The organism is Exiguobacterium sp. SRB7LM (genome assembly GCF_015712685.1).
Classification (GTDB): Bacteria; Bacillota; Bacilli; order Exiguobacteriales; family Exiguobacteriaceae; genus Exiguobacterium; species Exiguobacterium profundum.
In genome coordinates, this window is sequence record NZ_VWVR01000006.1 from 885,031 (window position 1) to 910,870 (window position 25,840).

At 47.6% G+C, this 25,840-nt stretch carries 22 protein-coding genes; 6 read left to right on the forward strand and 16 right to left on the reverse strand.

Going from position 1 to position 25,840, the window contains the following annotated elements:
* Nucleotides 1-3: 3 nt before the first annotated feature.
* From F3H97_RS05370 to F3H97_RS05385, 4 genes are read right to left on the reverse strand one after another with little or no spacing between them, the layout of a single operon-like run.
* Nucleotides 4-891 (reverse strand): alpha/beta hydrolase, encoded by an 888-nt coding sequence (locus F3H97_RS05370; protein WP_196430806.1) that lies wholly within the window; start codon nt 889-891, stop codon nt 4-6.
* 28 nt (nt 892-919) lie between these two features.
* Nucleotides 920-1,708 carry an AAC(3) family N-acetyltransferase gene (locus F3H97_RS05375; protein ID WP_047795253.1) on the reverse strand — a complete coding sequence of 263 codons (789 nt, stop codon included), beginning with the start codon at nt 1,706-1,708 and terminating at the stop codon, nt 920-922.
* Nucleotides 1,708-4,716, reverse strand: coding sequence for an AAA family ATPase (locus F3H97_RS05380; protein WP_196430807.1), 3,009 nt, complete (start codon nt 4,714-4,716; stop codon nt 1,708-1,710). Before F3H97_RS05380 ends, F3H97_RS05375 begins: the two co-directional genes overlap by 1 nt.
* Entirely contained in the window at nt 4,716-5,819 is a 1,104-nt protein-coding gene (locus F3H97_RS05385) for an exonuclease SbcCD subunit D (RefSeq protein WP_159562387.1), read from the reverse strand. The genes F3H97_RS05380 and F3H97_RS05385 overlap by 1 nt, the downstream gene beginning before the upstream one ends.
* Nucleotides 5,820-5,925: 106 nt before the next feature.
* On the opposite strand from F3H97_RS05385, the gene F3H97_RS05390 reads away from it, so the two are divergent.
* Genes F3H97_RS05390 through F3H97_RS05400 form a run of 3 tightly spaced genes read left to right on the forward strand, consistent with a single transcriptional unit; the run spans nt 5,926 to nt 8,804 of the window.
* Nucleotides 5,926-7,656, forward strand: coding sequence for an ABC transporter ATP-binding protein (locus tag F3H97_RS05390; RefSeq protein ID WP_196430808.1), 1,731 nt, complete (start codon nt 5,926-5,928; stop codon nt 7,654-7,656).
* Nucleotides 7,653-8,525 (forward strand): NAD(P)-dependent oxidoreductase, encoded by an 873-nt coding sequence (locus F3H97_RS05395; protein WP_196430809.1) that lies wholly within the window; start codon nt 7,653-7,655, stop codon nt 8,523-8,525. Before F3H97_RS05390 ends, F3H97_RS05395 begins: the two co-directional genes overlap by 4 nt.
* 45 nt (nt 8,526-8,570) lie before the next feature.
* Nucleotides 8,571-8,804: a DUF2188 domain-containing protein gene (locus F3H97_RS05400; RefSeq protein ID WP_012726433.1), complete on the forward strand. Its 234-nt coding sequence runs from the start codon at nt 8,571-8,573 to the stop codon at nt 8,802-8,804.
* Nucleotides 8,805-8,818: 14 nt separating this feature from the next.
* On the opposite strand, the gene F3H97_RS05405 is transcribed toward F3H97_RS05400, so the two are convergent.
* The 12 genes from F3H97_RS05405 to F3H97_RS05460 all read right to left on the reverse strand — a co-directional run bounded on the left by F3H97_RS05405 (nt 8,819) and on the right by F3H97_RS05460 (nt 23,067).
* Nucleotides 8,819-9,463 (reverse strand): DUF975 family protein, encoded by a 645-nt coding sequence (locus F3H97_RS05405; RefSeq protein WP_031423519.1) that lies wholly within the window; start codon nt 9,461-9,463, stop codon nt 8,819-8,821.
* Between the two features lie 72 nt (nt 9,464-9,535).
* Nucleotides 9,536-10,189: a copper homeostasis protein CutC gene (locus F3H97_RS05410; protein ID WP_196430810.1), complete on the reverse strand. Its 654-nt coding sequence runs from the start codon at nt 10,187-10,189 to the stop codon at nt 9,536-9,538.
* A 13-nt stretch (nt 10,190-10,202) separates the two neighbouring features.
* Nucleotides 10,203-10,973 carry a DeoR/GlpR family DNA-binding transcription regulator gene (locus F3H97_RS05415; protein ID WP_012726436.1) on the reverse strand — a complete coding sequence of 257 codons (771 nt, stop codon included), beginning with the start codon at nt 10,971-10,973 and terminating at the stop codon, nt 10,203-10,205.
* Between the two features lie 174 nt (nt 10,974-11,147).
* The gene (gene plsY / locus F3H97_RS05420; RefSeq protein ID WP_012726437.1) at nt 11,148-11,768 is read right to left on the reverse strand and encodes a glycerol-3-phosphate 1-O-acyltransferase PlsY; all 621 of its coding nucleotides are present in this window, start codon (nt 11,766-11,768) and stop codon (nt 11,148-11,150) included.
* Nucleotides 11,769-11,779: 11 nt separating this feature from the next.
* Nucleotides 11,780-12,640, reverse strand: a complete 861-nt coding sequence (locus F3H97_RS05425) for a M15 family metallopeptidase (RefSeq protein WP_196430811.1) — start codon at nt 12,638-12,640, stop codon at nt 11,780-11,782.
* Nucleotides 12,641-12,718: 78 nt separating this feature from the next.
* Complete coding sequence (locus F3H97_RS05430; protein WP_012726439.1) at nt 12,719-13,135, reverse strand: acyl-CoA thioesterase; 417 nt, start codon at nt 13,133-13,135, stop codon at nt 12,719-12,721.
* A gap of 31 nt (nt 13,136-13,166) precedes the next feature.
* The gene (locus tag F3H97_RS05435) at nt 13,167-15,425 is read right to left on the reverse strand and encodes an AAA family ATPase (protein ID WP_196430812.1); all 2,259 of its coding nucleotides are present in this window, start codon (nt 15,423-15,425) and stop codon (nt 13,167-13,169) included.
* Between the two features lie 56 nt (nt 15,426-15,481).
* A complete protein-coding gene (locus F3H97_RS05440) occupies nt 15,482-16,159 on the reverse strand; it encodes a hypothetical protein (RefSeq protein ID WP_012726441.1) in 678 nt (225 codons plus the stop codon).
* 101 nt (nt 16,160-16,260) lie between these two features.
* Nucleotides 16,261-17,826, reverse strand: a complete 1,566-nt coding sequence (locus F3H97_RS05445) for a BCCT family transporter (RefSeq protein ID WP_159562395.1) — start codon at nt 17,824-17,826, stop codon at nt 16,261-16,263.
* A 127-nt stretch (nt 17,827-17,953) separates the two neighbouring features.
* Complete coding sequence (locus F3H97_RS05450) at nt 17,954-18,445, reverse strand: DUF3939 domain-containing protein (protein ID WP_159562396.1); 492 nt, start codon at nt 18,443-18,445, stop codon at nt 17,954-17,956.
* 113 nt (nt 18,446-18,558) lie between these two features.
* Nucleotides 18,559-21,273 (reverse strand): aconitate hydratase AcnA, encoded by a 2,715-nt coding sequence (acnA, locus tag F3H97_RS05455; protein WP_196430813.1) that lies wholly within the window; start codon nt 21,271-21,273, stop codon nt 18,559-18,561.
* 195 nt (nt 21,274-21,468) lie between these two features.
* Nucleotides 21,469-23,067 (reverse strand): peptide chain release factor 3, encoded by a 1,599-nt coding sequence (locus F3H97_RS05460; RefSeq protein ID WP_159562397.1) that lies wholly within the window; start codon nt 23,065-23,067, stop codon nt 21,469-21,471.
* 178 nt (nt 23,068-23,245) lie between these two features.
* Here F3H97_RS05460 and F3H97_RS05465 point away from each other — a divergent pair, with 178 nt between their 5' ends.
* The 3 genes from F3H97_RS05465 (at nt 23,246) to F3H97_RS05475 (ending at nt 25,819) form a co-directional block, all read left to right on the forward strand.
* Nucleotides 23,246-23,677 carry a DUF2621 domain-containing protein gene (locus F3H97_RS05465; protein WP_031423504.1) on the forward strand — a complete coding sequence of 144 codons (432 nt, stop codon included), beginning with the start codon at nt 23,246-23,248 and terminating at the stop codon, nt 23,675-23,677.
* 307 nt (nt 23,678-23,984) lie between these two features.
* Entirely contained in the window at nt 23,985-24,263 is a 279-nt protein-coding gene (locus F3H97_RS05470; RefSeq protein WP_230872912.1) for a DUF485 domain-containing protein, read from the forward strand.
* Nucleotides 24,260-25,819 (forward strand): solute symporter family protein, encoded by a 1,560-nt coding sequence (locus F3H97_RS05475; protein WP_196430814.1) that lies wholly within the window; start codon nt 24,260-24,262, stop codon nt 25,817-25,819. The genes F3H97_RS05470 and F3H97_RS05475 overlap by 4 nt, the downstream gene beginning before the upstream one ends.
* Nucleotides 25,820-25,840 lie beyond the last annotated feature (21 nt).

Below are 25,840 nucleotides of genomic sequence, written 5' to 3' on the forward strand. Positions count from 1 at the left end.
TGCTTACAATGACCGTTCTAGAAACTCGAATATTTGTTGACGATATTCATTCTGGAATGACTGGTACGATCCGACATGACCTTCGTTTTCGGTCACCCAAAGTTCGACACGTTCTTGTGCTTCAGCCAATTTTTCACTTTCAGAAACAGGAATCGCATCATCGCCTTTGCTGTGGATCAATAAGATAGGAGCCTCAATCGACTTGATATCCTGAATAGGAGATACGACATCGGCATCGAGACCGGTGAACCAAGGGGTCACAGTCATGATGACGGGCGTGAACGGAACGTTCGGCAAGTCACTCCATACCGGAAGATTCGTCTCGAGATAATTTCGTAAATCACTAAACGGACTGTCGGCGATGACGGCAGCTACTTCGACATCATCAGCTGTAGAGAGTGCTGTCGCCGCTCCCATTGAGATTCCGTATAAGACAACCGGTCCTTCTGAACGACCTTTCGCATACTGGATGGCCGCTTTTAAATCGGATTGTTCTTTAGCGCCGACCGTGACTCGGTCACCCTCCGATATCCCTGACCCGCGAAAATCGAACGTTAAAAATTGGTATCCTTGTTCATGAAATTCTGGAATCAACTCTTTCAACGGTAAATCTTCCTGTTCACGGTTCTTCCCATACCCGTGGGCAAAGACGATGGTCGCACGCGGTGTAGGATGAGGGATCCACCATCCGTATAAGTCATATCCTTCCTCCGATTCGATTGTCACATTCTCGTACTTCAAACCAAGTGATTTCGGGGTGTATGTCAATGTTTCTCGCTCCGGTGACGTCAACTGATCCCCAATATGAGCCGAGATTCCTCCGATAGCCAAACCGGCAACGAGTAAAATGATGAGTACCGCAATACTCAATAGTTTCATCCAACGATTCATCCGTAACTTCCCCTCGATTCTATTTACTCTATCTCAACCAGCTACGAAGCGCGATGAGCGCATGTTGAACTGGTTCCCATGTGCTAGACGGAATGAGATAACATGTCGCTTCATGGATAGAAAATGTTCGCACATCCTTTTGTTTGACGATGTTCTCGCCGATTGCGCCAAACGGATCGCTGTTCACATCGACATGTTCAAATGTACGCCACTTTCGCTCCCCTCGTTCTATAACGGCACAACCGAATGATTTGGTCGGGCCATCAATTCCGTACTCGGCATAATGCCAGAGTGTCGTCGCATCGAGCGGAGACCCCAGGTGAAGGATTCGTGCGTTTCGCTCAATCATTCGCTCGATAGGTGAACCTGGACCGAACCCGACATCGATGGTATGACCGGACACGATGGCTTCAGCCCCATCGCCCCAGGCGGCAACAGACCACATCGGATGGGAACTACGATAAACGTGCGGATAGCTTCGGAACAGTTCCGGCACACGTCCCATGCCACGTGTCGCTGTTTTATCAGCTTCGTACGGAGGCATCTCCGCGCGAATCGTCTGCCACCATTCCACGGGGACAGGTGGCGCTTCCCATTCAGCTGGGTCTGAATTGTCTCCGGTCTGGGTCGCCATCATAATCAACCCAGATGGACCGACCACTTCCTGAATCGCTTCAATGACGGTCTGCGCCCCTCCACATACCCAACCGAGTTTTGAGAGCGACGAATGGACAAACAACGCCTCTCCAGAGCGAACGCCGGCTTCTTTTAACTTTTCGATGAGACTCGACTTCGTCACCATCTTTTTCACAACCATCACTCCACAATCAGCTGGATCGACGACCCGCTTCTAGATTTTTTCACTTCAATCCGTGCATCGACACGGTCTTTCAATTCTTGGACATGACTGATGACGCCGACGAGCCGACCGGTCGCCTGTAAAGACATCAATAATTCAATCGCCTGGTCTAGAGATTCGGCATCGAGCGTACCGAATCCTTCATCGATGAGCATCGTTTCAAGACTGATGCCCCCACTCAACTGTTGGACCACCTCCGCAAGTCCAAGAGCGAGTGACAACGACGCCTTAAACCCTTCACCGCCAGATAAATTTTGTACACGACGCGATTGTCCGGTATAGGCATCAAAGACGAGAAGCTCAAGACCAGATTTGGCATTCCCTTTCGCCGTCTCGACTTTCCGCTCAAGCCGGAACTGACCGCTCGTCATCTGATCCAAATGAATGTTGGCCGCATGAAGGATCTGATCAAAAAAGGCGGTTTGAACATATGTCTCAAACGTCATTTTCTGTGGGTTGATTCCCTTCCCCGTATCCGCAATCAATTTGATTGTCTCTAATTTCCGCTCTTCTTGCGCCGTCTGTTCGCGAAGGGTATTCCATTCCGAGATGACGTGTCTATGTCGAGACAAGGCATCTTGGGCTGTGATCAGCTGTTTCGATGCCTGCTCACTGCATTCAGCCACTTCCTTCACTTTCATCTCCATCTCGTGCAGGTCTGGTCGCTCCTGATTCTTCAGTTTTTCTTCAATCATCTGTTTATGGTGTCGGAGTCGAACACCTTCTTCCTCCTCACGTTGCAACTGTTCACGAATCATTGTCCGCTTGTCGATTTGATTGGCGAATGATTCATAGCGTTCACGCGTCAGATGTGATGCTTCTAGCTGATTGACCCAAATGGTCTGCTGGGCATCATACTGCTTCGATGCTTCAGTCAACTGTTCACGGATCAATGACAGTCGTTCTTCCTCTTTCCAAAGTGCTTTTTTCACCGTCTCAAACTCAAGGTCGTACGCTTCGACTTGTTTCATCAACATCGAGATGCGGTGCTCAAGGTCGGCTCGTTCGCGCTGCAACGCATCGAATGTCGTTTCTTCACTTTGACCGAGTGCGTACAGACTTTGCTGCGTCATTTCAAGTTCGGATACGACACGCTCCCGCTCTTCGAACTGTTGACGTCGCTCTTGCTCTAACTGTCGGATTTCTGCTGACAGTTGACGAAGTGTCCGTTCATTCTCTTGACGCATTCGTTCTTCCCGTTGCAATAGCTCTGCACGTGTTCGCCACTTATTGAGTTCTTCTGTGACATCGCCATTAAATTGAATGTCTTTGGAAGCTTGATCTAGTTCTTGTCGGACTGCTTGAAGTTGTTGATGAAGCGAACGATAATCCGCCCTCGCTTCGATTAAGCGTGTGGACAAATCATCAAGACGTGCCACGGCCGCATCCCGCTCCGCGATGTTCGTAACGGTTTCTTCGTGTTGTGGGATATCATGATGACGAGAACCGCATACCGGGCATGGCTCACCGTCTACAAGCGTCTCGCTCAGTTGTTTCGCTAGTAGTAATTGTTCTTGCTGTGTAAACGTGGTGACCACTTCTTGTTGGGTCACGTACTGTCGTTGAACGTCTTTGCCCGTTCGTTCACATTCGTCGAGTTGTTTCGATAACTCACGCGCCTTTGTTTCAAGAGATGCCAGATGCACCAATCGGTCGACATGACGCTCGGCGTCGACTGCTCGTTCACTAGGTTCAGACTTTATGCTGTCGACCAATCGCCGTTCTCTTTCTTGAAGTTCTTGTAACCGAACTTCTTTTGAAAACATGGCCAATTCTTTTGCACGATTCATCAATCGGTCACGAAGGGTCACGAGTGTGGCGCGCTCCTTGATTCTTGGCATCATCTCATCGACGATCCGAAGTCGCTCCTTAAGAGAGATGACTTCTTCTTTGTCCGTTTCAATCGTTGATTGTTGCTCCATTAACTTTGATTGAGAGGATTGCAAGTGCTCTAATTTTGTCGAGGAGGTCTGTTCTTCCATCGTCAACCGACGCACGAGTTGCTCTAACTCCTGTAACCGTTCAAAGACTGGACGAATGTTTGCCGCCACCTCTAAATTTGTTAGCAGTTCACGTGTCTCATTTCGAATCGATTCACCGTTTAAAAAGATTGCAAGTGCTCGATCGGTTTCTTCTCGCTCCTTGAACAGCGTGACGAGTGATTTTGCTTTCTCAAGCGCTTCTCTTGCCTCTTCCAGTGCTGTCGCATACAGTTGTTTCTGGGTTTTGGCCGTATCACATGTTGTCATCAGATATTCTTCACGCTCGTCAAGCCAACGTTGAATCTCCTCGATGGACTGGGTCGACACCTCTTCGATTGCTTCATCTTCGAGCTCTAATAACTTGAGTCGCGTCCGCTCGACCGCCCATTCCACTTGTTTTCGATACGCGCTATAGCGTTCACCCCACTTCTCCTGAAACGTACGATATGCCTCAGTTTTGAAAATGGATTGGAGGATTTGTTGTTTTTCATTCGAGTTCGAGTCGAGTAATTGTCTAAATTGGTTTTGAGGGAGCAACAAGATTTGACTGAACTGTTCATACGATAATTGTAAAATCGATTCGATTCGTTCTTGTACCTCGTTCACCTTCGTCGCCAGCGGCTTCCAACCGTCCTCCCATTCATAGAGGATTGCCTCGTGCGGAATTGGCGTCTTATTTTTCGGATGAGGTTGTTGCGGCTGTCTTACGATCCGATAGCGGTCACCTCGAATCGTGAACGAAAAATCTACTTCCGTCTTCAACTCAGGTTGTGCATACTGGCTTCTGAAGTCACTAGCATTTCGAAGCGACCCACTCGCCCGGCCATAAAGGGCGAACGTCATCGCATCAAAAATGGTCGTCTTCCCGGCGCCCGTCCGACCGCTGACGACAAACATCGAGCGACCAACCAACTGGGTGAAGTCAATCGTTTCACGTTCTGCATACGGTCCAAATGCTTGAATCATCAATTCAACCGGTCTCATTAGACATCACCTTCTTCTATCATTTGCTTCACGGCATCTGAGGCAGTGCGATCATGTACGGCCTCAAAAAATTGGAGATATACCTCTTCTACTGACTGTCTTTCGAGCGTCTCGCGTTCAAACGTGGATGTCTGCTCCTGGCGACGTAACAGTTCCAATTCAAGATGAAGAATATTCGGATAGACAGTCCGAAGTTTCGCCATCGGGTCATGAAGCGCCGTATCATCGGTCAATACAATTTTAAGGTAGTCATCTGTCTTTTGTTGCTGATAATAAGTTGGGGCAAGGAGTTCGTTCAATGTTCCGGTGAGTTGTCGCATATCCCGCTCTGGTGTCAAGGCACGGCGACGACGTGTCCATTGACCGTTCCATTCCAGAACGTCGACGGATTTTTCATGATTGACCTCGGAAAACGAATATTTCATGAGCGATCCACTATATGCAATTCTTTCTGATTGAATCGCATCACGATTATGTAAATGACCTAATGCCGTATACGAAAAAGGCTCATATAACCCTTTGGCGACCTGTCCTGCCGTGCCAACAGATAGTTGACGTTCTGAATCCGTCTCCAGTCCTCCCGCTACAAAACTGTGGCCAATCGTCACGGCATCTTTTTCGATCATACCGAAAGCTTCAATGACCGCCTCCAGTGCATCATGATGCGTTCGAATCGAGTCGATACCGAGGATATGCCGTACACGAGCCGGCTCAAGGAATGGAATCGGATAAAATGGGACTCCCGCCACATCAAGGGGACCAGATGTCGGGTCTAGCTTCCCGACGATGTGAAGTCCTACTTGTCTCAATAACTTCGAACTATATTCGAGACGTTCTGCCGAATCATGGTTTCCGGCGATGGCTACGACTGGGATTCCGCGGTTCAAGACGAGCTCTCGCCACATCTCATCGAGTAAATCGACCGCCTCGACGGGAGGGACGGCTCGGTCATATAAATCCCCTGCGATGATGACCGCATCGGGTCGTTCCTCATCTACGATTTGTAAAAAAGAATGGAATAAGATATTCCGTTGATCTTCTGTCATATGTCGACCGTGGACGATCTTACCTAGATGCCAATCGGCCGTGTGAATCCATTTCATCACGTATCACCTCTCTTTCCTATTCTAGCATGAGTCATTCGTATGATTCGACGTCTTGACACCCGTTTTTGAAACAGCGAAAGTAAGAGGAGAGGAGGACTTCAAAATGAAATCATCAACATGGCAAACTTTTTTTCAATTATTCAAAATCGCGAATCCTCCGAAAAATCTATTTGTCGGAGCCATTCTGATCTCGCTCCTTCAAGCCGTCGCCTCACTGGCCATTCCGCTCATCTTGCAGCGTGTGGTCGACCGGTGGAGCAGCGACTTATTGACACCTGAATGGATCATCTATTTCGTCATCGCATTTTTGATTCAGGTCATCACGAGTGCCGTTTCGATTTATTGGTTACATATTGTGGGGCAACGGGTCGTTGCCAATTTACGCACGACCTTGTGGGACCATCTCGTCAAACTGCCGATTCCATTCTATGACGGCATCAAGTCGGGGGAACTGGTGTCTCGGTTGAACAATGATACGACGACGCTTCAACAGTTGTTATCCGAACAAAGTGTCAGGTTGTTGACCTCCCTCGTCTCGGTCATCGGCGCCGTCGCCATCTTGTTCACACTCGATTGGCAAATGACACTCGTCATCTTGTTCTCTGTTCCGACCACACTCATCATTGTCATACCGCTCGGACGGAAGCTTCGGATTATCGCAAAAGAGACACAACAAGAACTCGGAAATCTTTCCGGTTTCTTCGCCGAACTGCTCGGAGAGATTCGACTTGTCAAATCACAAGCGACGGAACAGATGGAAGTGAGTACCGGCAAAGCAAAAATCGAGACACTGTTCGATTACGGGGTGAAGGAAGGACGAATTCAAGCGATCCTTATTCCCCTTCTCAATGTGACCTTGACTGGGATGTTGATTGCCATCCTCGGGTTCGGCGCATATCGCGTCTCGACCGGAGCTTTATCAACGGGCGAACTACTCGCCTTCATGCTCTATCTCTTCCAAATCATCACGCCCCTCATCACGATGAGTGAATTCTTGACAAGGCTTCAAAAGGCGCGTGGAGCTACGGAACGGATTGCTGAATTGCTCGAAGTCAGTCCCGAACCATACAGCACACATGAAGAAACGATTCATCAGACAGCACTCTCATTTGAAGACGTTGCTTTCCATTATGGCACTGAACCCGTCATCCAAGGATTGACACTTCAAGTGTCACCGGGGGCGACAACCGCCATCGTAGGACGGAGTGGTGCCGGGAAAACGACACTTTTCTCACTTGTCGAACAGTTCTACACACCGACGGCAGGAACGATTCGATATGGAAATCGAGAGATTCAAACATACGGGCGTGATACTTGGCGTCAAATCATCGGATATGTCGCTCAAGATTCCCCCGTCCTTTCGGGATCTGTACGGACAAACATTGTGTACGGACTTCGACATGAAGCGAGTGATGATGAAATCAAAGTTGCCTGTGAGATGGCCAACGCATGGTCATTCATTGAAACGATGCCAGAACAGCTCGATACGGAGATTGGTGAGCGAGGTATCCGTTTGTCTGGTGGGCAGCGACAACGACTTGCTATCGCGCGAGCATTGTTACGAAATCCACAGATTTTATTGCTCGACGAGGCAACATCAAGTCTAGATTCAGAATCAGAACGCGTGGTCCAAGAAGCGTTAGACCGCCTGATGGTCGGACGAACGACGCTTGTGATTGCCCACCGACTCTCGACTGTCAGACATGCCGACCAGATAGTCGTCTTAGAAGATGGACGAATCAGCGGGATCGGGAAACATGAGCAACTTTTAACGGAGAATGAACTATATCAACGACTCGTTTCACAACAATTATTAGGGGGACAAGCCACATGAAAACAATCGGATTTATCGGGCTCGGGGTCATGGGCCAATCGATGGTACGTAACTTGATGAAACACGGATTTGAAGTGCAAGCATACACACGGACGAAAGAGAAGGCAGCCGCATTGTTAGAGGAAGGTGTGACATGGTGTGATTCGGTACGGGACGTTTGCCAAGACGCCGATGCCGTCATCACGATCGTCGGCTATCCGTCTGATGTCGAATCCATCTATTTTGGTGAAGGAAACATTCTTGATTCGGCAGAACCAGGTACATTATTAATCGACATGACGACGTCCTCACCGAAACTGGCTGAACGGATAGCTGAGACAGCCATTGAGCGGAGTCTCCTCCCACTTGACGCACCAGTCACAGGAGGCGATGTCGGCGCCAAAAATGGAACGCTTTCGATTTTAGTCGGTGGGGGTGAATTCGCCTTCAATAAAGCGAAGCCTTTATTTGAAGCGATGGGACAATCGATAGAACGAATGGGATACGCAGGAAGCGGTCAATATGCGAAACTTGCCAATCAAATCGCCATTGCCGGAATCATGATGGGGAATGCCGAAATGTTAGCGTTCAGTAAACGAGCTGGAATTGACCCAGAGGCACTCGTTCGTACGATTCGTGGTGGGGCAGCAGGTAGCTGGACGCTTGAAAACTTGGTTCCACGCATGATTGTCGAAGATTATGCACCTGGCTTCTTCATCAAACACTTTATCAAAGACATGACACTCGCTATCGAGAGCGCACACGAGCTACAAGTGACATTACCAGGTCTCGAGCTCGCACATCGCCTCTATTCAATTCTTGAAAAGAATGGATACGGAGAGAATGGCACGCAAGCACTGATCGAGTATTATCTTCATCAAGACGTTTGAAACCGGATGTTTGTGGAATTAGTAGGAGTGAAGGAGGCGATTTTCGTGCCATGGAATATGAAAGACTATCCAGAATCACTGAAAAACTTCGATCCACTTGTAAAAAAGAAAGCCATTGATATCGCGAACGCATTACTCGCGCAAGGCTACTCTGAGACGAAAGCGATCCCCATTGCCACCGAGCAAGCAAAAAAGTGGCATGCGGATGCGTCGGAAGAGGAAAAACAAGATTTTGAAGACGCCCCAAACCCCAAAAAGTCAGATCAGCACGGAACATAAAACAACCGGTCGGGTTATCCGACCGGTTGTTTTGCTTGATAGGAGGCATTTAACTCTAAATAGAGTCCAGAAATCGCCGTTTGAAGATATGGTGTGACAAAGATATATGCTAAACCTCCAGTAAGAAGGACGAGCGCATACCATCCGATAAAACTCGCATAGAGCTTTAACATCGTCTGTTTGTGACCTTTCATCATTTGGCGGCTTTTTCGCATCGCCTGGAATGCAGATAGGTCCGGCTCATCTCGCATGATAAATGGCGCGATGCGATACGTCAAATAGAACCAGACACCAGGTACAATCAGGAAAAGCATCAGAACGTTTAGACCTAAATAGAATACCGCATAATAGACCACGGCACGTGAATAGTCTTTAAGTGACCCGAACGATTCAATCAACAATCCGAACGTTGGCTTTTCATCTTTCGCCACTTGGAGAAACACCCAATTTTTCCCGAGCTCGATAGGTGCGAGCAGAACCGTCGCCCCGTAAAGAAGCGCCACCGATGTCAAAAGAACTTCGGGGTCGTTCGCCGAGAGATCAAGTCGGGTCGTGATCATCGCTTGAATGACCATGACAGTTAAGACAACGAGTAATGATATGCCCCACTTCCCTGATAGCATTCGTAGTGCATATTGTTTGTAAACGGAAGATTGCATGAATTCACCTACATTTATTGTTTTCTCTCATTATAGCAAAAAAACAGTCTTCCGACTGTTTTCCGCATTGGCTCATCCAAGAAGTTGTTTGAACTTCACTTCATCGAGCTGTCCATTCGTTCGTACGCCATTTCCTATGTGTACCATCGCTACGTCAAGACGTTCTCGAAGAATCGGTAACGTTTCCACCGTGATTCCTGCACCAGGCAAAATTGTCATCTCGGCCTGTTCCTTCAAGGCTATCAAGGTTTCGATTCCTTCTAGTACAGTTTTGGCACCGCCTGAAGTAAGGAGAATATCTACTTCCGGATATTCATTCAACACGTCCATCGCTTCAAAGACATCACGTGATGCATCAAAAGCACGGTGGAACGTGAGCGTCATTTCCCCTTTGTGCTTGATCACTTCCCCTAAGATCCGCTCGTCAATCGCGCCATCCTGTGTCAATGCACCGAATACGATTCCATCGACACCTAGCTCACGGCATAGACCGATATCCGCAAGCATAGTCTCGACATCATCCTCATTGAAATGGAACGAATGTGTATGGGGTCTTATCATCACATGCACCGGAATCGACACATGTTCGACCACATTTCGAATCGTTCCAAAACTTGGTGTGATGCCCCCGTTTTCCATATCCGCAATCAGTTCGAGTCGTTTCGCACCGAGTTGCTCAGCCTGAATAGCTTCCGTTAGTGTAGTGACAATCACTTCTACATTCATTAAATCGCTCCCTTCACGGTGCGAACTTCCAGTCCACACCATGTTCGGCTAAGACGCCTTTGAAATCTTGAGGCTCCGGAAAATCAGAGATAATCGCCGTCACCTTCGAAAAATCACAGACGCGATACCGTTTTTGTTGATTTAGTTGGGTATGGTCCGTCAGTAAGAACGTCTCGCGACTTTGTGACATCACCGACTGGGTGATACTGGCGAGGCCGAAAGCGTCACATGTTAAACCTAGTGACGCGTCGACCCCTTCGACAGACAAAATGGCAAGGTCGAACATGTATGTCTGAAGTTGTGCCAGGACCTGCTCACCTGTCGTCACGAGATGTTTCGGGTCGATTGTACCACCTAATAGCTGAATTTCGCCACCAAGCACACCTTTCGCCCGCTGTTCAAACAACGCCTTCGCCACCGTCAACGATGGCGTCACGACCGTCACATTGCGACCACGTAACCGGGAAGCCACTTGCTCTGCCGCGACCCCGTGTCCGATATATAATAATGTATCATCTGGAATCAACTGAAATGCGGTATAGGCGATCCGACGAATCCCATCCATGTTTGCAATCACGATAGGCTGAAAGGACATGCTCTGATGAAGGACCGCTCCCCCGTATACACGTTTGATTCGATGTTCTTTTTCTAATTCTTCTAAATAACGGCGAATCGATTCCCCCGATACGTTCAAACGCTCGATCAACTCGCTTGTTTTTACTTTGCCTTCTCGTTCGATCCATTCTACAATTTTCTGTTTACGCTCTTCACCGATTAAAGACACGTCCCTGCCTCCTCCACAATAATCTTTCCTTTTCTAGTGTAACGAACGCATGTAAATTTAACGTAAATTGAAAGTAAAGAACGAGCAAATCCAACATGTTTTTGTTTCTTTTTTGTGTAAATCAACGACAATACACAAAAAAAGGCACGCCCTTCACGGACGTACCTGCATGAGTCATGATTTCGGCTTGTGTTGAAACAGCGGAACTTTTGGTTCTTTCCCAGCACGTATACGTTGCCAATTGGTACGATGCTTAATAATAATGAACAATGCGAGTGGCACGATGACGATCAGGGGTAACCAATCTTTCGTCACGATGCTATAAGTCGTTGCCGTCACAAGTCCCACCACGGCGGCAGCCATCGAGGAGAGGGAGACCATGCGCGAGGTGAGGAGAGTCACGATGAATGTACCGACGACGACAAAGAAGAACCATGGGAAGGCTGCCAACAAAACACCACCGCTCGTCGCAACCGATTTTCCACCTTTGAATTTCGCAAAGACAGGATAAGAGTGTCCAATCACTGCCGGAATCCCGGCAAGAAGCAGGCTCATCTCGCTTCCGAACAGTAGAGGCAGCAATGCAGCGACAAGACCTTTCCCCATGTCACCGAGTAAGACGAGGATTCCTGCCTTCTTTCCTAATACACGAAACGTGTTCGTCGTTCCCAGATTGCCGCTCCCATGTTCTCGAACGTCTACGCGATAGCCGAGCTTGCCGATGATGAGGGCAAACGGAATGGCACCAAGTAAATAACTTAAAATAATAATCATGATTTCTGTCACATATGGCATCGCAATTCCCCTTATTTCACAAATTCCGCAATATAGCGATCATATGGCTGATTCAATGCATGTACCTGTTTCGCATGCTCAATACCGATATAGCGTAAGTGCCATGGTTCGTACATATATCCGGTTTCTTCCTCAAAGGCTTTTTGGTAACGGATGATAAATCCATACTCGTGAGCATGATCTGCCAGCCATTTTCCTTCAACCGTTTCACCGAGACTTTGAGTCAGTTGATAGTTGACCGAGGCGCTCGATACGTCAATCGCAAGTCCTGTTTGATGTTCAGAATGACCTGGTGGTGCGGAATATTTCATGGCTTGCTCTTTGCCATCTCGTTCGACATAAGCATTGAAGAGATTGACTTGATAGGCGTATGAACGGAACGCACTCGTCCCTTTCAAATCAATTCCTGCTACTTTTGCACCTTTCATTAGACCTTCAATCGCCTGAGCAGCTTCTTTACGTAACATTCGACGTTCACCGACTGTCGAGTCGACAAAATCAATGTTCGCCTCTACCAAATCACTCGGCTGATAGTCGGCGGGTAATGCAATTTTCTTGTTTACAAGAATCAATTCATCTAATTCCAAATTGGCCACACCATCCGTTTCAATCGGTTGACTAGGTGCCACAGGTTCTTCCTCTACTGGTTCGGTCGGATGTTCAGACTCGTCCGACGTCTCCTCCTCAGAAGGTGACTCGGTGACTGTCTCATCTTCACGATCCGAAGTCGGTTCATTTGGTTCTGTCTCTGGTTCATCTATTGTTGATGACTGTGTTGTTGGTTCTTTCGGTTCAACTTGCTCGTTTGTCGTACAACCGGCTAACATGAACGTCAAGGCGCCGCAAACCATCAAAATCGATGGATAACGCATGCGATCTTCCCCTTTCTAGATAACAAAAAGTACCGTCAAGATATGATACCACACTGACGGTACGAAGACAGAAGATTCTTAAACAGGGTTCATGACGTTCAAATACATTTCATGCCATTTCGGGAACTCTCGATCAAGTCGAATCGGTTTGAAGTCGCCTCGTTTGACGACGACATGCGTTGTAGTGGCTGTGCCAACAAGTTCTCCATGTTGATTCGTCAACTCATAGCCGTAAATCGTTCTGATTTTTGAATATTGATCGACCCATACACGAACATGAACCGTATCACCATACGTCACGCTACGCTTATAGTCCATGGATACATTTGTCACAGGAGAGACAAATCCCGCTTCTTCCATATCTTTATACTCGACACCTAGTTGTCGTAACAATTCCGTGCGCGCAATCTCTAAATAAACTAAATAGTTGGCATGATAGACGATGCCCATCATGTCCGTCTCTTGATACCTTACTGGGATTTGAACCGTGTGCATTGAATCATCCTTCTTTCCTACGACAAGTATATTATAACTTACTCTTAATATCTACTACTAATAATTGCTGGAGTGACACATTCTCATCCTCCGTCGACACTAAACGATAGGACTGACGAGCAATCGATTCATCGATAACAGATAGAGCGGTGCGCGCGTTCGCATGTTTGATGTCATGTAAGCGAGTAGCTAATGCTTCAAGCGCATCTTCCTCCATCACATATCCGAACTGACTTGCGTAATTTTTCGCGATGTCCACTAACTGTTCTTGCGTATAGTCAGCAAAATGAATCGTCCGTTTCATTCGGCTACTAAGACCAGGGTTGGATTCAATTAATCGGCGCATCGGACCTTCGTAACCGGCAAGGACGACGACAAGATTCTCGCCATGTTTCGGCATTTCATCAACTAGTGTATCGATTGCCTCCCGGCCATAGTCGTTCGCCCCGCCGTTCAAACTATAGGCCTCGTCAATTAGTAAGACGCCGCCAAGTGCGTCACGGATCGCCGCTTTCGTTTTTTGAGCTGTCTGTCCCACATAGCCACTAACTAAATCTGCACGACTGACGACATTGACATGCCCTCGCTTCAAATAACCTGTCCGTTTCAACATCTGTGCATACAGATAGGCAAATGTCGTTTTACCGGTACCGCTGTTTCCGGTAAGTGTCACATGGAGCTGGACCGGCGCCGTCTTCAAACCGAGCGCTTTTCGTTTCTTCTGTATCTTGATGAGCGCTTCAATTTCAGCCAGTTGTGCTTTTGCATCTTCCATGCCGACAAGGTCATCTAACGATGTCGGACTCGATTCATCATCTGGCTGATCAAAGTCTTCTTCAGTCAAGAGCGCCATTTCGTCTAGCGGAGCATCTGCACCGAAGCGGGAACCCTTCTTAAACATCGCATCAAGTAAAATGTTATGGACAGTCCGGGCATTTCCGAACGTCGAGTCGACCCGTTCTCTGTCGATTCGAGCAAGAAGTGATCGTTTCGCCTCTTCCGTCAGCACGTAATTGTTTTCTTGTGCCACTTTCTCACCGATGGCGACCAATTCTTCGTCACGGTAGTTCGGTAACTCGTAGTGATTCGACTCAGGGAATCGTGAACGTAAACCGGGGTTCGCCAAGAGGAAATGACGCATTTCTTCTGGATAGCCAGCTAGAATGACGACGAACTTGCCAGCATATTCGCCACTCGTCATCGCGGCGACGAGCGTATCGATGGCCGCTTGTCCGTAATCACTGCCACTCGCATCCTGACGCTTCAATGCGTATGCTTCATCGATGAATAAGACACCACCTTCTGCCTCTTTCACCTTATTCATTACCTGCTCTTCCGTTTGCCCAACATAGGCACCGACAAGGCTCGAACGGTCAGCCTCGACAAGGTCCGGGCGTCCTAATAAGCCGAGTTCAAAGTAAATCTCGGCCATGAGTCTTGCTAATGTCGTCTTCCCGGTTCCTGGATTCCCTGTAAAGACGAGATGAAGGGATGGTTGATGTTTTGAAGAAAAACCGGCCTTCTCTCGTTCTTTTTGGAAAAGGAGGAAGCGATACCACGCTTTTACACGCGCTTTGATGTCATCGAGCCCAATCATGTCTTCAAGTGATTCAATCGCACTTGAACGTGCCTCGGTCGGACGATCTGGTAGTAGCTCACAAATCGTGTGTAGTCGTTCTTTCACAAGGGCAACGCGCTCCCCGAATCGATGAAACGCTTCACGACTGAAATAGTTCCCTTGCATCGATGCGAGCAAGGAGGCGGTATCATCTTCAAGAGATGCGACCTCTTGCATCGCTTCGATGATCGCTTCAAACAGGTTTTCCAATTGTCCGCGCCATTCAGAATCACGTAAATCAGACTTCGCAGTCTCCACCTCATCATGGAGTTGGTCAAGTTGATCGAGCAAGGCTGACGTTTTTGACTCGTACTCTGTTAAGATTTGAACCTTCATCGAGGCATAATCGGCCTCTCGTAAGGTTGGCCAGTCGATTTGAAGCGCCTGTTTCGAACGACGCAACTGCTCATTCAGTTGAAACAGACGAAGCTCTGGAGGAAGTGCGTTCATCGCCTCCAACTCTTTTACCCAGCGGTTGAGTAACGGGTCCATCGCTTCCTTTTGTTTGAGCCGATGTGTTGCGAGCAGCCGCAAGGAACGAATTAATTCTTCTTGGTGCTGAGTCGCACGAGACCAATGTGCGTAAGATAACAAAGCTGCCTCGTTTACTTTTTCTCCAGCTTCCCAGTTCGTCAAGTCCGTTTGAACTTGTTCCACTTGAATTTGTTTCATCTTGTTCTCCCTTTCAGACGACAAGGGAGCCGACATCATGTCTGCTCCCCATCGGATTATCTTGATTCAAACGATGTCATCCGAATCGAATGGAATAACTTCCCGTTATTCCGCGATTCTGCCGCGAGCAAGATTCGTTCATGCGCATCGACATAATATGTGACAGTCTCTTTATTTTCTTCTTCACTAAAAATCGATGGATAGTTTTCAATCCACTCTTCCGGAACGGTCTCAGCCGATTCTGATTTCACATACGCTTGCGCGGTACGTCCGACCAAATCGGTTTCGCCTTCACTTGAACCGAGCGTCCCGTCATCGAGCCATTTACGAATCTGTTCGTTCGTTGCACGTGACAAGAATGGATGAGGTGCGACTGCTCCGGAGTTCGTCTCCTGTCGAAGAACTTCTTCCCCGTCCGGATTGAACTCTAAGTAGGTCTCTCCATCCCATTCAGCTTTCGCGCCAACATTTGGACCCGTCACGACTTCAGATACAAAATGTCCGTCCTCATCATACGTGACAAGATACTCTCGTTCTTCGAGCTCCTCGCCTTCTTTTGGAAGTTTGCGTTCTTGATATCCGATCACGACATTCGAGTAGAATGGTTCGACTTGCTCTTCCTCTTCCCCGCTCAAATCCATGAGCACATAGAAGTTATAAGCGAGTAATGCCCCGACAATGAGGATGCCGGCCAATATCACCCAGCTCAACCGTTTTTTTATCTGTTGTTTCATAGCCTATCCTCCTCGTTTCTTCACTTACTATCCTACACTAGCGAGAAGGACAAGCAAAATATTTTTGACCGAAAAAGGGCCTCATCTGAGACCCTTTCGAATTAACCTAGTTTATCTTCATCTTTCTTTTGCATCTCTAGCCATTTATCTCGTTCATCCGGCTCGTCGGTAAGATCCTTGAATAAGGCAATCATCATAAAGATGAGCACGAATATGAATGGGAAGGCTGCGAGAATCGCAACAGCTTGTAGAGCATCTAATCCACCAGCATACAACAATACGGCTGCGATTGACGATTGGATGATTCCCCAAGTCATTTTAATTCCCATCGGCGGGACGAGTTTCCCGTTCGATGTAAGCATACCGAGGACATATGTCGCAGAGTCGGCCGATGTAATAAAGAATGTCGAAATCAAGAAGATGGCGATTACACTGAGTAGCGTCCCAAAACCACCGAACGTCTCAAACAGTGCGAACAGCCCGACTTCAGTACCGATTTCGTTTACTTGATCAATTAAGCTATATCCTCCGAACAAATCAGCCCAGATGGCCGAACCGCCGAAGACAGAGAACCATAATAATCCGAATGATGTCGGGACAAGTAAGATTCCGATGATAAATTCCCGAATCGTACGCCCTTTCGATACACGTGCGATAAACGTTCCGACGAATGGTGACCAAGAAATCCACCAAGCCCAGTAGAAGATGGTCCAACCGTTTACCCATTCACGTTCAACGGGTTCAAATGCGGCTGTACGGAAACTCATGCTCGGGAGCTGCTGCAAATAAGTTCCGACCGTTTGTGTGAACAAGTCGAAAATGAAAGCTGTCGGTCCCGCAAACATCGTCGCTACAAGTAGGACAATTGCCAAGAAAATATTCGTATTACTTAAGATTCGAATTCCTTTGTCAAGACCTGTCGAAGCACTGATCATGTAGAGCACCGTTACGACGGCAATGATGATCAACTGTGTCACGAAAGCGTTCGGTACCCCAGGGATGAGGTAATGAAGGCCACCGGCAATTTGTTGAGCACCAAAACCAAGTGAAGTCGCTACCCCGAATGCCGTCGCAATGACCGCAAGGATATCGACCGTTTGCTTCACGGGTTGTTCGTAGCGGTTATGGACGAGCGAACCGATCGTCTCCCCAATCGTCGCGGGACGACCTTTTCTAAACGTCGAATATGCGATGGCGAGCGCAATCATTGCGTAAATCGCCCATGGATGGAAGCCCCAATGGAAAAATGCATAACGCATAGCAGTCCGTGCATCTCCTTCAGGTGTGGGGGAAGCGAATGGTGGTGAGTGGAAGTGGAGCAACGGTTCAGCCGCTCCCCAGAAGATGAGTCCAATTCCCATCCCTGCACTGAATAACATGGCAAACCATGATAAATAACTAAATTCTGGACGATCTGTATCCTTTCCAAGTCGAATCGAACCATATCTTGAAAAGATTAAAAAGATGGCAACCAGTAAAAACCCGGTGGCGCTCAAGAGATAGAACCAACCCATCCCGTTTGAGAGCCAGCCTTGTAACGTACTCGTCACGTTTAATAGACTGGCATTACCTAATAAACTCTCGGGGAAAAGTCCCCAAATCGTAAATAAGCCAGTTATGATTGCAGATACGACGAATACGGTCGTCACACGGCTTTTTCGTTCCATAAAATCACTCCTATTTAATTTTCTATTTTCATATACGTTTTCCACCCTAACATACTTTTGAAACAAGTCACAACCCTATGTGTACATAAATGTGTTGTTTACCGTCCAATAGATAGGTGTCATGTCATCAAGTTGTTTCTTTGGGCTCCAGTGAAACAATCAATGTTTCATCGACCACATAGTATGGCCTTTTTGGCAACGTTTTTAAATAACCCCCCTCTCGTAAACGGGTCAAATCGAGTTGAAGCGCGTTCTGAAATTTTTGTAACGGTAATTTCTTCTCCTGGTCCATATACAGATCGAGTGCCCGTTGCACTTGATCCATTTCATAAATGACGTCGCGTTCATCTTCCGGTACGATATGAAACGTCTCTTTTGACATGAAGAAACGTTGTTTCGGGATTCCCGAAAGGTGATGTTTCAAGCGTTTGGTGTCGATTTCTTGCGAGTCATCCAGTAGGACGGTGCGATTCACACCTTTTGGCAGTGTCTGTTCATATTCGTGAATCGCCTGGCGCAATTCTGAAAGGGTGATATCAATTTCTCGATCCGGTTCCACCTCTTTTTGTTGCGTCAATCGTTTCCACCAACTCTTTCCGAGCTTCTCTTCCTTATCCATAAGCGCACCCCTCCCTGTCTTCCTGTTCCCGAATCTTTTAAAACTTTCACCTTAAAATTGCATATTCATGAAAAAAACCTTCCTTTTTTCAAAGGAAGGTCATGGACTAGCACTTATTTCAATTTGTTACGGAGAACCATTTGCAGGATTCCACCGTGACGGTAGTAATCAATTTCAACTTCAGAGTCGAAACGAGCGATGACTTTGAACTCTGTCACCGTTCCGTTTTCATGTGTCGCTTTTGCGTTCAAGATATCGCGCGGACGTACAGACTCATCGACTTGAATATCAATTGTTTCTTCACCAGTCAATCCGAGTGATTCAGCCGATTCACCGTCTAAGAACTGAAGCGGGAGCACACCCATCATAACAAGGTTCGAACGGTGAATCCGCTCGAAACTTTGTGCGATGACCGCACGGATTCCAAGAAGATTCGTCCCTTTCGCTGCCCAGTCACGAGATGATCCCATTCCGTAATCATTTCCTGCAAGGACAACAAGACCTGTTCCCTGTTCCTTGTACTTCATAGCCGCATCATACATTGGCATGATTTCACCAGTTGGCCAGTACGTCGTAAAGCCACCTTCAGTTCCTGGAGCAACTTGATTGCGGATACGAATGTTTGCGAACGTACCACGCATCATGACTTCATGGTTACCACGGCGAGAACCATATGAGTTGAAGTCGATTGGCTCTACCCCTTTAGAAAGGAGGTATTGACCGGCTGGTGTCGTCTTCGAGAATGATCCAGCTGGCGAGATGTGGTCGGTCGTAACCGAATCCGCAAACTTTCCGATGACACGTAAGCCATTCAATGCATGAACCTCGCCCGCTTCTGGTTCGAGTTGTTCGAAGAACGGTGGGTTTTGGATGTATGTCGACTCATCTGAGAAGTCATACAAGTTTCCTTCCGGAACATCGAGTGCGTTCCAACGCTCGTTACCAGTGAAGACCGTTTCGTACTCTTTACGGAATGCTTCTGGTGATACGACGTCTTGGACAACCATTTTGATTTCATCGTTTGATGGCCAGATGTCTTTGAAGTATACTTCATTTCCATCTTTGTCTGTACCGAACGAATCATTCATGATGTCGAAGTTGACTGACCCGGCAAGAGCGTAAGCGACGACGAGCGGTGGTGATGCCAAGAAGTTTGCCTTCACGAGCGGGTGAACGCGTCCTTCAAAGTTACGGTTACCAGAGAGGACAGACGACACGAGCAAGTCGTTTTCTGTGATCGTATCTTCGACTTCACGGTCAAGCGGACCAGAGTTTCCGATACATGTCGTACAGCCGTATCCGACCGTGTTGAAGCCAAGTTCGTCCAAGTAAGAAGTCAAACCAGCCTTATCCAAGTAGTCCGTTACGACTTTCGAACCTGGTGCGAGTGATGTCTTCACGTATTTCGGAACGGTTAAGCCACGTTCAACGGCTTTCTTCGCAACGAGTCCAGCACCGACCATGACGTATGGGTTCGACGTGTTCGTACAGCTTGTGATGGCTGCAATCGCAACATCTCCCGTACTCATGTCGACTGCGCCGTCCTCGTACTTGACTGTCGCCGTTTTGTCGAGTTCAGAACGGTCAAGTCCGAAGCCACTGTTTCCTGCAGGAGCACTCAAGCTATCGATGAACGATGTTTGAACGTCTGAGAGGTTGATTCGGTCTTGTGGACGTTTCGGACCCGCAAGTGAAGGCTGGACTTTCGACAAGTCGAGTGTCAACACTTTTGTGAACGTTGGATCAGCTTGATCTGGTGTATAGAAGAGATCATTCGCTTTAGAGTATTCTTCGACGAGTGAAATCAACTCTTCAGAGCGACCAGTCGTACGCATGTAGTTCAATGTTTCCGTATCGACCGGGAAGAATCCACATGTCGCACCATATTCAGGCGCCATGTTTGCAATCGTCGCACGGTCTGAAAGTGGCATCGTGTGGAGCGACGGTCCGAAGAATTCAACGAATTTCCCGACAACTTTTTCATGACGGAGCATCTCTGTCACGACGAGCGCCACATCTGTCGCTGTCACACCAGGGTTTACTTCACCGATGATTTTGACACCGACGACGTCTGGCACTGGGAAGTATGATGGTTGACCGAGCATGCTTGCTTCCGCCTCGATTCCTCCAACACCCCAGCCAAGAACACCGAGTCCGTTGATCATCGTTGTGTGCGAATCCGTTCCGACGAGTGAATCTGGATAAGCAACTGTACCTTCTGCATCATTCTTCTCGAGGACGACAGATGCCAAGTACTCCAAGTTTACTTGGTGAACAATCCCCGTTGCAGGTGGTACGGCACGATAGTTGTCAAATGCCGTCTGAGCCCAACGTAAGAACTTATAACGTTCTTCGTTACGTTCAAATTCGATGTCCATGTTTTTCATCAATGCGCCAGCGAAACCATATGCATCTACTTGAACTGAGTGGTCGACGACGAGATCGACAGGGATTTCTGGGTTGATTTTGTTTGGGTCTCCACCGAGGTCTGCCATCGCTTTACGAAGTGAAGCAAGGTCTACGACCGTCGGTACACCCGTGAAGTCTTGAAGTACGACACGTGCCGGTTTGAACGGTACGTCAATGTCTTTCGAGACGTCGGCAGTGCCCCATTTTGCCAAGTTCTCGACATGTTCTTTCGTGATGGCACGCCCGTCTTGTTGACGGAGAACCGATTCAAGAAGAACGCGAATCGAATACGGAAGACGGCTGATGTCCGTCAACCCTTCTTCTTCCAATTTTTTCAAACGATAAAAATCATACGATTGCCCGTTCGCTTCGAACTTTGTCCGAGATGCGAAGGCGTCTAAAACATTCGTCTGTTCCATTGCAATTTCCCCCTTTTTGAAAGCGCCGACCACACGACAATGCGTAATCGCTTACTTTTCACATATTTATCATAATACAAGTATAGCGTGACGTAAAATACATTCCGTCACAAATTAGTCATAAGTAAAACTTATCAAAACTAAAATGACTTACTTCACAACAAAAAAACACCTCAGAAACGAGGTGTTTACAACTTATTCTTCCGTACCGATCTCTTCGTTGACGTCAAGTGCCTCAACAAGCGTCAAGTCATCTGCGTGACGCTCAGCGAACCGTTCATATGTGAACTCGTTCGCGAACAGGAAGACCGGACGTTCCCAACGGTCTGTAACGAGCATGTTCCGTGAATCTTGGAACGGTTTCAATGCCTTCAACTCTTTATCTTTGACCCAACGAGCAACGCTATATGAGACTGGTTCCATTCGAATATCGACGCCATATTCATTGTTTAAACGATATTCGAATACCTCGAATTGAAGTTGTCCGACCGCGCCGAGATAAATCTCGTTATATTCGTTGCGATACACTTGAATCGCCCCTTCTTGCGCAAGCTGTTCTACCCCTTTGTGGAAGTGTTTCGACTTGAGCGAGTTGACCGGCGAAACGCGCATGAACAATTCCGGTGGGAAAGTTGGCAGCGCCTCAAACGCAATCTTCTGCTTCGATGTGGTGATGGTATCTCCAATTTGATACGTCCCAGAATCATAGATCCCGATGACATCACCAGCAAACGCTTGGTCGACTGTTTCTCGATCGTTCGCCATCAATTGTGTCGATTGGCTCAATTTTATCTTTTTCCCAGTACGAGTGAGCGTCACATCCATCCCACGCTCAAACACACCTGAACAGATGCGTACAAAGGCGATGCGATCGCGGTGTGCCGGATTCATGTTCGCCTGAATCTTGAAGACGAATCCACTGAAGTCTTCTGATGTCGGATTGATTGGACCGACGTTCGACTTACGTGCCTCAGGAGCCGGAGACATCTCTAAATAGTGATTCAAGAACGCAGTCACGCCAAAGTCGACGAGCGCTGTTCCGAAAAATACCGGCGTCAATTTACCACTCTGGATCGCCTCGACATCAATCTCGTTCCCCGCTCCATCGAGAAGGTCGATCTCATCGCGGAGGTTCGTCAAGTTCTCTTCCGACAAATGATCGGCGAGAATCGGATCGTTCACTCCGTCCTCACCCAGTTGAAGTGTCGACTTCTCCCCACGGAACAAGTGGACCTCATTTTTCATTCGGTCGTAGACACCTTCAAACTGCATTCCACTTCCGATTGGCCATGTAATCGCGACAGAAGGCATGCCTAACACTTCTTCGAGCTCTTCCATCAATTCAAGCGGATCTTTTGCCTGACGATCCAACTTGTTCATAAATGTGAAGATTGGAATCCCACGCATCCGACAAACTTGGAATAGTTTTTTCGTCTGTGTTTCAATCCCTTTCGCAGCATCAATGACCATGACCGCGCTATCGACTGATGTCAACACGCGATACGTGTCTTCACCGAAGTCGTTGTGTCCTGGTGTATCCATGATCGATACAACCTTGTCTTGATAGATGAATTGCATGACAGACGATGTGACCGAGATCCCACGTTGTTTCTCGATTTCCATCCAGTCAGATTTTGCGTGTTTTGAGTTTTTGCGCGCCTTGACCGTACCTGCCTCGCGAATCGCACCACCGTGCAAAAGTAATTTTTCTGTTAATGTTGTTTTCCCCGCATCCGGGTGAGAGATAATGCCGAATATCCGACGTCTCTCGACTTCCTGTTTCAATTGGCTCATATAGGATAGACCTTTCCTTTCTCGTCTCAGTTCATGCTTATTCTCGTAGCAACGCTATCTATTCTAACGAAATCAATTCGGTTCGTCTATCCTAATGGGACGTACGCCTTTTGCAAATGGATTCTTTTTTGTATACTAACGATGAAAGCAAGTGAATGTATAGAACGGGGGAAAGACGATGCCAGAAAACTTGATGATGTATTTCATTGTATTCTGGGGATTCGTCATGATTGGACTCATGACGATTGGCGGGTACTTCATGTTTCGTAAGTTTTTAAAACGAATGCCAAAAGAAGATGGACGTTCCCTACTTGACATCGAAGATGATTATATAGAAAGAACGCGTCATCTCTGGACTCCGGAGACGCGGACGCTATTAGATCGTCTCGTCACACCGGTACCCGAGTTGTTCCGCGACGTCGCGATCCGAAAAATCGCAGGTAAAATCGGTCAATTCGCGCTTGAATCGCGTGCAAAAAAAATGACGACCGAACTTGTGGTAAAGGGTTACATCGCTGCAACACCGAAGCGCGATCACAAGTTCTTAAAGAAAGCGCTAACCGAAGAACAGATTGATTGGACGCCATACGAACACTATTTTCAGCAGTAGACTCTATCTCATTCAGATAGAGTTTTTTTATTTGTCGAATTGTGCGATTCGCCTAATGGGTCAAAAGTACCTTTTCTCGAGCTTTATATTACATCGAAATAACGTTCACGAATTAGACAATATTGAAAACGCTTACAGTGAATTGGTATGACCAATATTAATATAACGTCTTTCATTTCGACACGAAAAAAAGGAATGACTGAATTGTTTTTCACAACGCATAATGGATTTATCTTGCAGTCAAGGAGGGTCTATTATGCATGATGTGACACAAGTTTCACAAACGACAAGCCATCAATCTGCCCACATGATTACCGAACATGAGACATTTCATCGGTTAATGCGGGAAAAAAATCGCTTCATCGTTCCAGCTATCATCTTCTCACTCATCTTTTATTTCACACTCCCGATTCTGACGAGCTATACGACGATCTTGAATACACCACTCATCGGGGACATCACTTGGGCTTGGGCGTTCGCCTTTTCCCAGTTCATTATGACCTGGACACTTTGTGTACTTTATAGTCGACGTGCCCGTCGCTTTGACGCACTCGTCGAACAATTGAAAGACGAGGTGAGATCATGAATTGGACCGCGATCGCCCTCTTTATCGCCATTGTCGGACTCACGCTAGTGATTACATACTTTGCAGCAAGAAAAACAAAAACTGCCAGCGACTTTTATACGGCAGATGGTGGATTGACCGGATTTCAAAACGGTCTTGCCATTGCAGGCGACTATATGTCTGCCGCATCGTTTCTCGGAATTGCAGGTATGATTGCGCTTGCGGGATTCGATGGGTTTTTCTATTCAATCGGTTTCCTCGTTGCCTATCTCGTTGTCCTCTATCTCGTCGCCGAACCATTGCGAAATCTTGGGAAATATACGATGGCAGACATGATTGCGGCACGTTTTAACAAGCCTCGTGTACGTGGTGTCGCAGCGATGAATGCGATTGTCATCTCCATTTTTTACATGATTGCGCAACTCGTCGGAGCGGGTGCTTTGATTGAACTGTTACTCGGAATCCCTTATACGACAAGTGTCGTCGTCGTCGGAATCTTAATGACAGTCTACGTCGTTTTCGGTGGCATGACGGCCACTTCTTGGGTACAAATCACAAAAGCCGTACTTCTGATGATTGGGACGGCAATTATTTCATTTCTCGTGTTCGCTCGTTTTGATTTCTCCGTCACGACGATGTTTAATGAAGTCAGCAAAGCGACCCCACTCGGAAGTGACTTCTTGAACCCTGGGAACAAGTTCAAGCTACCGCTCGATACCATTTCATTAAACATGGCGCTCGTGCTCGGTACGGCAGGGCTCCCTCATATTCTGATTCGCTTCTTCACCGTCAAAGATGCACCGACTGCTCGGCAATCCGTCGTCTATGCGACATGGATCATCGGTGCATTTTATATCTTGACCATTTTCCTAGGTTTCGGTGCCGCAGCATTCGTCGGACGTGATGCTATTCTCGCCGCAAACCCTGCCGGCAACATGGCGGCCCCTCTTCTCGCGCAAGTGCTCGGTGGTGACCTCTTGTTCGCTTTCGTTGCCGCAATCGCGTTCGCGACAATTCTTGCCGTTGTCGCTGGACTCGTACTGTCAGCTGCTTCCGCCTTCGCCCATGACTTCTACGGACATATCATTCGTAAAGGGGAAGCGACAGAAACTGAACAAGTGAAAGCCGCGCGAATCGCTTCAGTTGCGGTCGCCCTCGTCTCAATGGGACTAGCCTTTTTCGCCCAGTCGATGAACGTTTCATTTCTTGTCTCGCTCGCTTTCGCCGTTGCGGCGAGTGCGAACTTACCTGTTATCCTCTTTACGATTTTCTGGAGACGCTTCAATACAGGTGGCGCCATTTGGGGAATGGTCGTCGGCTTGTTCTCCTCACTGATTCTAGTCGCACTCAGTCCGAACCTGTGGGCTCCGGACGGTTCGGCCATTTTTCTCGGTGAAGCCCTTTTCCCGCTATCCAATCCCGGGATTGTATCAATCCCCCTTGGTTTCATCGCTGCCGTGATTGGTACACTGGTCACGAAATCAGATGAAGTTGCTGGCAACTATGAACGCGTACTCGTCACGGCGAACACCGGAATCGACGCGGAGACAGAAGTCGCCGCTACGAAAGCAGATTAAATAAAAATGGAGTGGCTCAAC